The following is a 10,579-nucleotide window of genomic DNA, read 5'->3' on the forward strand; positions in this document are numbered from 1 at the left end:
CGGCGGCAAAGAAAAGTAGGTGCCGCCCCGCACAGGGGCAACGCGTGAAGCGCGCTAACGAATCGCGGATGCCAGCGAAAACTAACAATCCGCGGATGCCAGCGCCAAGACACAAAACCCCGGACGCCAGCGCAACGAAAAACGCAAACCCACAACGCCCCCCAAAATGCACACCCTGCCCCGGAGGGGCAAAAAAAAACTTACCGCGCCGAGACCACCACACCCGCATCACTGCGCGCTTGCTCAGCGCACTGCTGATGCGCCCGCGAAAGCCGCCCCATCAGCGGCAGCAACAAGATAGCAACAACCGCCCCACCCGCAGCCAGCCACCCGAGCTCAGCAAAAAGCTTCGTATACAGCGGCAAAGAGATCAAAGGATCAAGATCCCCACCCGGCATCTTCGCCAGATTGGCGACCACACTACCCAGATACTGCGACACGCCCGTCGCCACAAAATAAGCGCCCATCATAAAACCGCTCATCCGCGCCGGCACATACCGCGCGATCATCGCGAGCCCGAGCCCGCTCACCAGCAGTTCGCCGAGCGAGTACAGACCATAACCGCCGACCATCCACCACGACGACACCCGCCCGTTGACGGCAAAACTGCCGCTCCACGCATAAACGAAAAAACCCGCCGCCACTACCGCAAAACCAAACGCATACTTCGCGGCAACGGGCACGTCCTTCCCGCCCTTCGCGAGCTTCGTATACAACACGGCAAGAAGCGGACTGAGCAACATGATCCAGATCGGATTCAGCGCCTGAAACTGCGCAGCACTCCACGTAAACAGATGTGCGCCGAACAGCGAAAACGTCGGATCGACATTGCGCAGCGCGAACAACGTCAGCGACGTCGACATCTGCTGATAGAACACAAAGAACAGAATCACCTGCAACGTCAAAATCAGCGCCGCCAGCAAGCCCGAACGCTCCGACCGCTCGCAGTTGAGCAGCATGTACGCAAAGATCGCCAGAATCGCAACGCCCGCCGTGTACACGCAGGCCACGGCAATCGCCTTGTGCTGCAGCACGAACGTCGTCGCCGTGCCGAGCGCAATCCCGCCCACCACGACAGCCAGCACGCGCATCCAGCGGATCGGCTCGGCATCCGGCGCGGAGCCAACGTGCGTCAACGTGCGGAACATCAGGAAGTAGTTCACCACCGCGATCGACATGCCCCCGCAGCAGACGGCAAACGCCGTGTGCCAGCCCCAGTGATCCTTGATCCAGGGCGTCGCCAGCATCGACACGGTTGAGCCGATATTCACCGCCATGTAATAGATCGTGAACGCGCTGTCGATGCGCGCATCGTCGCCCTCGTAAATACGGCGCACCAGATTCGCCGCGTTCGACTTGAACAACCCATTGCCGACCACGATCACGCCCAGCGACGCATACATGAACTCGAGACTGTCGCTCGGCAACGCAAGCATCAGGTAGCCGGCCGCCAGCACCAGCGCGCCGAAAATCATCGAGCGGCGCGCGCCAAGAATCTTGTCGCCAATCCAGCCGCCGATCGACGGCGACGCATACACCAGCGCCGCGAATGCGCCCCACGTGAGCGTCGCGCGGCTGTCGTCAAAACCGAGCCGGTCGATCATGAACAGCACGAGCAGCGCCGCCATGCCGTAGTAGCCAAAGCGCTCCCACATCTCAATGAGAAAGACCGTCGAAAACGACCGGGTCTGGGATACGGGTGATTTCATGCTTTCCTCTTATTTACGCGATAGCAGCCGCGCGCGCCTGCGTCGAGCGGACGCATTGCCACGTGGCCAAGCTGCAAAAACTGGAGAACGTCGATCCCTTGCCGTGACCGATGCGCAAAGCGGCATCGGGCGACGGTTCGGTGCGATACGAGCAACGGACAGCGCGGTCCGCGTCGAAAACGGAACAACCAGGACTTCAGCGGGAAGCCGTCAACGCGAACAGCGCGTGACGAAAGGCTCAATGATAAAGCATCGCGCGAGCGGACCGCCTCGGCGGCTGCATCGACAGACGCGCTCTCGATATGCGGGATGAATGGGGAAAGACTGCGAAAGAAATCGACACGATGTTCACCTTCATTCGTCGGCGGCAGTCCGGTCAGGACGTACCGATCAAAACACCGCCGCAGGATCGCTGCAAACGGGCGTGCAGGCGGATCAGCCCGGCTGGGCCGACCCGCGCGAGGTTGCGATTGTGCGTATCGAAGCGCGGCTTGTCGCTTCGGGAATTCACTGACATGCGCGCCACCCATACCCGATCCATCTCAACGGACTACGTGTCTTCTAAAGCAAATCCGATAAGTGATCTTTGCGATCTGGCAACATAGAGTGCTTTCTCGAAAAGATCGGAACGGCGTGAACAGCATGGAGGAGTTGTCAAGTCACGCAAGGCTGAGGGGGAAAGAGCAGCACGTCATCAAACAACATTTGCTTATATCAAACTAATTTTGACGGACTAATTTGGTTTTGTTATGGTCACGACACTTGAGAAAGACACGGCACTTGCACTGGGGAGCAAGATCCGCGCGCTGAGGCAAAGGCTGAAGCGTACGCTCGACGAAACAGCGACAGCAGCAGGCATTTCGAAGCCGTTCCTGTCGCAGGTCGAGCGCGGTCTCGCGTCGCCGTCCATCACGTCGCTGGCAGGCATTGCGAATGCGTTGGGAGTGAAGGTGCAGTATTTCGTCGACACACCAAGCGAAGAACGCTCGGTGTGTCGAGCGAACGAGTTGAAGTTTTTTGGTTTCGCAGACTCGGCGAACCTGTTTGCCCGGATGACCAATCTGTCGGGGGGCCGTCAGTTGGAAGCCATCCTTGTGAGGATGCCACCCGGGCAAAAGCGTTCCGAAGTCACGACACATGCCGGTGAAGAGTTCATCTACGTCATCGAAGGGCAAGTGTCGTTGACGCTGGAAGGCAAGACCTTCGTGCTGCGCGCCGGAGACAGCGCGCATTACGAATCGACGGTGCCGCATAGCTGGGCCAACACGGCCCGCAAGGAATCGGTCGTCGTGTGGGTAGGTACGCCGAGGTTGTTTTAGAAGGCAGGCATTCGATCCTGATTGGAAGCGCTTCCGCAAGCCGGGGGCGCATGACATTCCGCTGTAGGATGCCTGTAATAATAATTGTAAGGAATCCTGCATGCCGTACACCGAACAAGGGCCGCCTCGGCCTTCATCACGCGGATAACCGTTAGTGGCGTCCGCGCCGCTTGCGTTTCTCTCCCGACTTTTTCTGCGAATCCAACCATGAAAACACCGTTCGTTTACACGACGGCGCTGGCCGCGCTCGTCCTCACGTTTCAGCAATATGCATCGGCCGTCACGGTCCCGGCGGGCGCCACGCTCGCCGCGAGCCAGGAAATCACCCGTCAGGTTCCCGCCGAAACCGAATCGCTCGATCCAGCGCACATCGAATCGTGGACGGGCAACACGATCGGCCTCGATCTGTTCGAAGGCTTGACGCGCATCGACGCAACGGGCGCGATCGTGCCCGGCGTCGCGCAGTCGTGGACGCGCACCGCGCCCGACACGTGGGTCTTCAAGCTGCGTCACGATGCGAAGTGGAGCAACGGCCAGCCCGTCACGGCAGCGGACTTCGTGTATGCGTGGCAGCGCGTCGTCGATCCGAAGACGGGATCGAAGTACACGGTGCTGGTCGAGTTCGTGAAGAACGCAAAGGAAATCATTGCCGGCAAGGCGCCCGTCACGAGCCTCGGCGCGCGCGCCGTCGATCCCTACACGCTCGAAGTGAAGACCGACGTGCCCGCCGCATTCTTCCCGCAACTGACGGCGATGGCGACGATGGCCCCCGTCGATAAAGCTGTCGTGACGAAGTTCGGCACTGACTGGACGCGTCCGGCGAACTTCGTCGGCAACGGCGCCTTCGCGCTGAACGACTGGCAGCCGAACAACCGCCTCGTGATCACGAAGAGCAGCAACTACTGGAACGCGCCGAAGGTGGCGATCTCGAAGGTCACGTATCTACCGATCGAAAGCGACGAAACGGCGATGCGCATGTATCAGGCCGGCCAGTTCGATTACACGTACACCATTCCGTCGGGCATCTACAACCAGGTGGACAAGCAGTTCGGCACGCAGTTGCAAAAGGGCTTGCAGATCGCAACGTACTACTACAGCCTCAACAACGACGACCCCGCCTTCAAGGACAAGCGCGTGCGCCAGGCGCTGTCGATGGTGGTCGATCGCGAACTGCTGACCTCGAAGCTCACGTCGAGCGGCGAACTGCCGATGTACGGCCTGATCTCGAAGGGCACGGAAGGCGCCGCCGTCTTCAAGCCGGAGTGGGCGTCGTGGCCGATGGCGAAGCGCGTCGAATACGCGCGCAACCTGCTGAAGGAAGCCGGCTATTCGGATGCGAAGCCGCTGACGTTCACCTTCACATACAACACGAACGATCTGCACAAGAAGGTTGCCCTCTTCGTCACGTCGGAATGGCGCACCAAGCTCGGCGTCACCGCAAAGCTGGAGAACGTGGAGTACAAGGTGCTGCTCAAGCAGCGTCATGACGGCAAGGTGCAGGCGTCGCGCGACGGCTGGTTCGTCGACTACAACGATGCGATGTCCTACTTCGACCTGATTCGCTGCGGCAGCGTGCAGAACGATCAGCACTACTGCAACCCGAAGGTCGACGCGCTGATCGATCAGGCCAACCAGCAGACCGACGACAAGCAGCGCACGGCCCTGCTCACGCAGGCACATGACCTCGCGATGAGCGATTACCCGATGATTCCGCTGTTCCAGTATTCGGCGGCGCGTCTGGTGAAGCCGTACGTCGGCGGCTACGCATCGACCAACTATCTCGACATGCGCGCGTCGCAAGACCTGTACTTGCTCAAGCACTAAACAGCAGGAACCGCACCCATGCTTGCATACACGTTGCGCCGCACGCTGTGGGCGATCCCGACGATACTCGCCGTGATCACCGCATGCTATCTGCTGCTGCATCTCACGCCGGGCGGCCCGTTCGATACCGAGAAGCATCTGTCGGCGGCCACACTCGCGAACCTGAACGCCCGCTATCACCTCGACGAGCCGCTGTGGCAGCAGTATCTGCATTATTTATGGGCACTGCTGCACGGCGACCTCGGCCTGTCGTTTCGCTACACCGACTGGTCCGTCACCGATCTCGTGTTGAAGGCGCTGCCCGTGAGCCTCGGCGTCGGCGGCGTGTCGGTGCCGATCGCCGTGGTGATCGGCGTCGCGCTCGGCACGATTGCTGCCGTGCGCCGCGATAGCGTGATCGATCACGCGGTGATGGTGCTCGGCAATATCGGCAATGTCGTGCCGCCGTTCGTGCTCGGCCCGTTGCTGGTGTGGGTGTTCGCCATTCTGCTGAAGACCGCCGATGGTCACGGCTGGCTGCCCGCGGGCGGCTGGGGCGAAGGCGAGTGGCGTTATCGGGTGCTGCCCAGCGTGTTGCTGGTGATCATCAACGTCGCGCTGATTGCCCGCGTGATGCGCGGCAGCATGATCGAAGTGCTGTCGGGCAACTTCATCCGCACCGCGCGGGCGAAGGGCCTGCCCGCGCGCACCATCGTGCTGCGCCACGCAATGAAACCGGCGCTGATGCCCGTCGTGTCGCTGCTCGGCTCGGTGTGCATTTCGTCGATCACGGCGGCTGTCGTCACCGAATCGGTGTTCGCGCTGCCCGGCATCGGCCAGCTCGTCGTCAACGGCGCGATCAACCGCGACTACACGCTGGTGCTCGGTCTCGTCGTGCTGACGACGGCCGTCGCTGTCCTGTTCAACCTGCTCGTCGACCTTGCATACGCATGGCTCGATCCGCGTATCCGCTATTGAACCCGATGAGAATGCCACCTGTTTCATTGACCGTCGTCGACGCGCCGCCTTCGCGCAGCCCGCTCGCGACGGCAGCGCGCCGCTTCGTGCGCAATCGCGCGGCGTTCGCCGCGCTGCTGCTGCTCGCCGTCATCATGCTCGCGTGCTTCGTGGGGCCGCTGTTGTCGCCGAACAATGCGATCGACAGCGACTGGTCCGCGATCAGCCTCGCGCCGACGCTCGCCAACATGCACTGGTTCGGCACCGACGAACTCGGCCGCGACCTGCTGGTGCGCACGCTGGTCGGCGGACGCGTGTCGCTCGAAGTCGGTTTGCTCGGCACGCTCGTGTCGGGACTGATCGGCGTCGCGTGGGGCGCGACGGCCGGCTATCTGGGCGGGCGCGTCGATGCCGTGATGATGCGCATCGTCGACATGATGTATGCCATCCCCTACATGCTGATCGCGATCCTGATGATGACGCTCTTCGGGCGCGCGTTCTATCTGGTCGTGCTGACCATCAGCGCCTTTTCGTGGCTCGATATGGCACGCGTCGTGCGCGGTCAAACGTTGTCGTTGCGCTCGCGCGAGTTCATCGACGCCGCGAAAGCGATCGGCGTCGATTCGCGCTCGATCATCACGCGTCACATCGTGCCGAACCTGATCGGCGTGGTGGTCGTCTATGCGACGGTCACGGTGCCGGGCATCGTGCTGACGGAATCGGTGCTGTCGTTTCTCGGCCTCGGCGTGCAGGAACCGATGACGAGCTGGGGCGTGCTGATCCAGGACGGCGCGCAGAAGCTCGAATCGACGCCGTGGCTGCTGCTGTGCCCTGCCCTCATGCTGTGCGCGACGCTTTATGCCGTGAGCTTCGTCGGCGACGGCCTGCGCGACGCACTCGATCCGAAGGACCGCTGAGATGGCACACAAACAGTCGTTACTCGAAGTCAAAGACCTGAGCGTGCGCTTCTCGCGCCGCGACGGCGCGCCCGTCGACGCCGTGCAGCGCGTGTCCTTCTCGCTCGACAAGGGCAAGACGCTCGGCATCGTCGGCGAATCGGGCTCGGGCAAAAGCCAGACCGTGATGGCGCTGCTCGGCCTGCTCGCGAAGAACGGCAAGGTCAGCGGCGAAGCGCTCTACAACGGCGCGAACCTGCTGACGATGAACGACGCCGCGCTCAACCGCATTCGCGGCGACCGCATCGGCATGATCTTCCAGGACCCGATGACGTCGCTCAATCCGTTCCTGACGATCGAGCGGCAGATGACGGAGACGCTGCAACTGCATCGCAAGCTGTCGCGCCGCGAGGCGAAGCAGCGCGCAATCGAAACCCTCGAACGCGTGCGTATTCCCGATGCGGCGCGCCGTATCGGCATGTATCCGCACGAGTTCTCGGGCGGCATGCGGCAGCGCGTGATGATCGCGATGGCGCTGTTGTCGGAGCCCGAAATCCTGATCGCCGACGAACCGACCACGGCGCTCGACGTCACCGTGCAGGCGCAGATCATCGAACTGCTGCGTGAGCTGAACCGCGAACGCGGCACCGCGATCATCCTGATCACGCACGACATGGGCGTGGTCGCCGGCCTGTGCGACGACGTGATGGTGATGTATGCGGGGCAAACGGTCGAACAGGCGCCCGCGCAGCAGCTCTTCGCCGCGCCGACGCATCCGTACACGATCGGGCTCCTGAACGCGCTGCCGCGTCTTTCCGACGACGACGACCAGCCGCTGCAAACCATTCCGGGCAATCCGCCGCTGCCGGGCATGGCGACGCAAGGCTGCGCGTTTGCGCCGCGCTGCACGTATGCCGACGAGCGATGCCGCGCGACGCGCCCGTCGCTCGAACCGATCGAAGGCGACGCCCATGCGCTGCGCGCGTGCCATCGTCCCGTCCAGGCTATCGCGGAGGTGCTATGAGCGCCCAGGAAACCCTACTCAAGGTCGACAACCTCAGCGTGCATTTCAGCATCGCGCAGGGCGGCTATCCGTGGTCGAAGAAAGCGACGCTGCGCGCGGTCGACGGCGTGTCGTTCGATGTGCGTCGTGGCGAGACGGTGGGTCTCGTCGGAGAATCCGGTTGCGGCAAGTCGACGCTCGCGCGCGCGATCATCGGCCTTACGCCTGTGACTTCGGGCAGCGTGCAATGGAAAGGACGCGAGTCGGTGCAAGGCACGTCACGCGACACCACGCAGATTCGCCGCGACGTGCAGATGATTTTTCAGGACCCGCTCGCATCGCTCGATCCGCGCATGACGATCGAACAGATCGTCGCCGAGCCGCTGAAGACACATCAGCCGCAACTCGGCCGTGAGGAGATACGCGTACGCGTGCGGACGATGCTCGAACGCGTCGGCTTGAGCCACCATCATTTGCGCCGCTATCCGCATGAATTCTCGGGCGGCCAGTGTCAGCGCGTGGGCATCGCGCGCGCGTTGATCGGGGAGCCGCAGCTGGTGATCTGCGACGAGCCGGTTTCCGCGCTCGACGTGTCGATCCAGGCGCAGATCGTCAATCTGCTGCGCGATCTGCAACGCGAACTGTCGCTGTCGCTGCTGTTCGTCGCGCACGATCTGGCCGTCGTGAAGGCGATCAGCCAGCGCGTGCTCGTGATGTACCTGGGCCGCGTGATGGAGTTCGGCGACAAGCGCGACGTGTATCGCGAGCCGCAGCATCCGTACACGCGGGCGCTGCTGTCGGCCGTGCCGCTGCCCGACCCGGCTGCCGAGCGCGCGCGCAAGCATGTGCTGTTGCGCGGCGAGATTCCGTCGCCGCTCAAGCCGCCTTCGGGCTGCGCGTTCCGCACGCGCTGCCCGGATGCCATCGATGCCTGCGCGAACGAGCGGCCCGTTACGAGCGCAACGGGCATCGGTCATACGCAGGTCGCCTGCATACGTGCCGTCATGACCTGACACCCCTTTAGCTTCACGCAAACTTTTTCCACGACGCAGCTAGCCGCTGCGCCGAGGGAGGCGTTCGTTCGCGCGACGGCGGGAACGGGCGAGAAAGTGCGGCAAGGCCGACCGCCGCGCCGCTGTTTCATCAACTAGAAAAAATGGAATTGCAATGACAACCCAAAGATCCACATCAGGAGCATCGAAGTTCGCATTGCTGGCAGTGGGCCTGCCTGCATTGACGATCGCCACGGCCGCGCTGGCTGACGACGCGGCGGCGCCCGCCGCTGCCAGCACGGCCGTAGCGCAGGCGGCGCCTTCGCCCGCGGCACCCGCGACGCCCGCCAAGCCGAAGTTGAAGCACACACCGAATGTCGCGGAGGTGCAGCCCGAAACCAACAACGCCCTCGTGAATGCCGAAGCCGACCAGGCTGTGACGCCACCCGAGCCATTGTCGAGTCAGGCGAAGAGCAAAGGCCTGATCGCCGACAGCCATCTGAACCTGCTGTTCCGCAACTACGCCGACCAGTTCGACAACGAAGGCGGGCCGCACCGTCACGCGTGGGTTCAGGGCATGCAGGCGAATTTCGAGTCGGGTTATACGCAAGGGCCCGTGGGACTTGGCTTCGACGCGTCGCTGTTTGCCGCGCTCAAGCTCGACGGCGGCAATGGCGCGGGCAACATGGTGCACGTGGCGAAGGGCGGCGGCGGTTCGGATCAGCTTGCGTGGGCGTATCCGGGCATGTACGACATCAAGGGGCGCATCTCCGAGACGGTCGTGAAGTACGGCTTGCAGATCGTCGACAACAATCCGTTCATGGAACCGCACGACAACCGCGCGTTGCCGCCGACGTTCCTTGGCGTGTCGGCCGTGAGCAACGATATCCATAACGTCACGCTACAGGCGGGCAGCTTCACGAAGGTCGACGCACGGGGCCACACGAATCTCGTCGACCTGACGACATCGTATGGCGGCACGACGTTCAAGCGTCTGTCCTACTTCGGCGGCAACTGGGACTATTCGCCCAACGGCACAGTCACGCTGTACGCGGACCAGGCGGAAGACGTATGGAATCAGTTTTACGCGGCGATCTCGCATTCGATCGGCGATGTGAACACGGTCAAGTGGTCGGGGCTCGCGAACGTCTACTCGACGCATCAGACGGGTTCGGCGCTGCAAGGGCATATCAACAACAATGCGTATAGCCTGTCGCTGTCGGGGCAGCATGGTCCGCATCAGGTGTTGCTTGGGTTTCAGCAGATTCTTGGCGACCAGTTCTTCGACTATGTTAACGAGACCAACGGTATTTATCTCGTGAACTCGATGGATGTGGACTACAACGCGCCGCATGAGAAGTCGTTCCAGTTGCGGTATACGTTTGATGGCAAGTATGCCGGGCTGCCTGGATTCAAGGCCATGTTGTGGGGCGTGACGGGCTGGGGTGCGGATGCTTCCGCTGGCGCCGCGTCAAATGCGATCGGGCCGTATACGAGGAATGGGGAGTATGTGCACGGCACGCATCATGAAATCGGCTTTATTCCGAGCTATACGCTGCAAAGCGGGCGGTTCAAGGATACGAAGATTACGTTTATCGCGATGTATCACAAGTCGACGGCGCACTACTCCGACCCGGATAATATGGAATATCGGCTGGTTGTGAATGTGCCGGTGAAGGTGTTCTGAGTTTTTTTGTCTGCGACGCTGGGGTGGGGGGCCTGGTTTTTTTGCGGTGGCATCCGCCGATTTGCGTTTGCGCTGGCATCCCCGATTTGTTTTGCCTGCTTCACGCGTCGCCGTTCGGTGTTTTGGCCTTTCCACTGGCATCCGCGTTTCGTTAGCGCGCTCCACGCGTCGCCCCTGTGCGGGGCGGCACCTACTTTTCTTTGCCGCCGCAAA

General features: G+C 62.2%; 8 protein-coding genes. 7 read left to right on the forward strand and 1 reads right to left on the reverse strand.

The window, feature by feature from the left end:
- Positions 1-200: 200 nt before the first annotated feature.
- Positions 201-1,709, reverse strand: a complete 1,509-nt coding sequence (locus KFO72_RS39785) for a peptide MFS transporter (RefSeq protein WP_225034368.1) — start codon at positions 1,707-1,709, stop codon at positions 201-203.
- A gap of 749 nt (positions 1,710-2,458) precedes the next feature.
- Here KFO72_RS39785 and KFO72_RS39790 point away from each other — a divergent pair.
- The 7 genes from KFO72_RS39790 (at position 2,459) to KFO72_RS39820 (ending at position 10,366) form a co-directional block, all read left to right on the forward strand.
- Positions 2,459-3,028, forward strand: coding sequence for a cupin domain-containing protein (locus KFO72_RS39790; RefSeq protein ID WP_007743723.1), 570 nt, complete (start codon positions 2,459-2,461; stop codon positions 3,026-3,028).
- Positions 3,029-3,235: 207 nt separating this feature from the next.
- Positions 3,236-4,852, forward strand: a complete 1,617-nt coding sequence (locus KFO72_RS39795) for a peptide ABC transporter substrate-binding protein (RefSeq protein WP_054932827.1) — start codon at positions 3,236-3,238, stop codon at positions 4,850-4,852.
- 18 nt (positions 4,853-4,870) lie between these two features.
- Positions 4,871-5,809: an ABC transporter permease subunit gene (locus tag KFO72_RS39800; RefSeq protein WP_225034369.1), complete on the forward strand. Its 939-nt coding sequence runs from the start codon at positions 4,871-4,873 to the stop codon at positions 5,807-5,809.
- 11 nt (positions 5,810-5,820) lie between these two features.
- Positions 5,821-6,705, forward strand: coding sequence for an ABC transporter permease (locus KFO72_RS39805; RefSeq protein WP_224099466.1), 885 nt, complete (start codon positions 5,821-5,823; stop codon positions 6,703-6,705).
- 1 nt (position 6,706) lies between these two features.
- On the forward strand, positions 6,707-7,708 hold the full coding sequence (locus KFO72_RS39810; protein WP_062916135.1) for an ABC transporter ATP-binding protein: 1,002 nt from the start codon (positions 6,707-6,709) through the stop codon (positions 7,706-7,708).
- Positions 7,705-8,700, forward strand: coding sequence for an ABC transporter ATP-binding protein (locus tag KFO72_RS39815; RefSeq protein WP_036000237.1), 996 nt, complete (start codon positions 7,705-7,707; stop codon positions 8,698-8,700). The genes KFO72_RS39810 and KFO72_RS39815 overlap by 4 nt, the downstream gene beginning before the upstream one ends.
- A 154-nt stretch (positions 8,701-8,854) precedes the next feature.
- Positions 8,855-10,366, forward strand: coding sequence for an OprD family outer membrane porin (locus KFO72_RS39820; protein ID WP_060604011.1), 1,512 nt, complete (start codon positions 8,855-8,857; stop codon positions 10,364-10,366).
- Positions 10,367-10,579: the final 213 nt, after the last annotated feature.

Origin of the sequence: Paraburkholderia sp. XV (assembly GCF_020177535.1) — a bacterium.
Taxonomy (GTDB): domain Bacteria; phylum Pseudomonadota; class Gammaproteobacteria; order Burkholderiales; family Burkholderiaceae; genus Paraburkholderia; species Paraburkholderia caribensis.

Bases quoted from the DNA above. Each gene is read 5' to 3' on its own strand.
- KFO72_RS39810 (WP_062916135.1), top strand. From the start codon at position 6,707: ATGGCACACAAACAGTCGTTACTCGAAGTCAAAGACCTGAGCGTGCGC.
- KFO72_RS39790 (WP_007743723.1), top strand. From the start codon at position 2,459: ATGGTCACGACACTTGAGAAAGACACGGCACTTGCACTGGGGAGCAAG.
- KFO72_RS39785 (WP_225034368.1), bottom strand. From the start codon at position 1,709: ATGAAATCACCCGTATCCCAGACCCGGTCGTTTTCGACGGTCTTTCTC.
- KFO72_RS39805 (WP_224099466.1), top strand. From the start codon at position 5,821: ATGCCACCTGTTTCATTGACCGTCGTCGACGCGCCGCCTTCGCGCAGC.
- KFO72_RS39800 (WP_225034369.1), top strand. From the start codon at position 4,871: ATGCTTGCATACACGTTGCGCCGCACGCTGTGGGCGATCCCGACGATA.
- KFO72_RS39820 (WP_060604011.1), top strand. From the start codon at position 8,855: ATGACAACCCAAAGATCCACATCAGGAGCATCGAAGTTCGCATTGCTG.
- KFO72_RS39815 (WP_036000237.1), top strand. From the start codon at position 7,705: ATGAGCGCCCAGGAAACCCTACTCAAGGTCGACAACCTCAGCGTGCAT.
- KFO72_RS39795 (WP_054932827.1), top strand. From the start codon at position 3,236: ATGAAAACACCGTTCGTTTACACGACGGCGCTGGCCGCGCTCGTCCTC.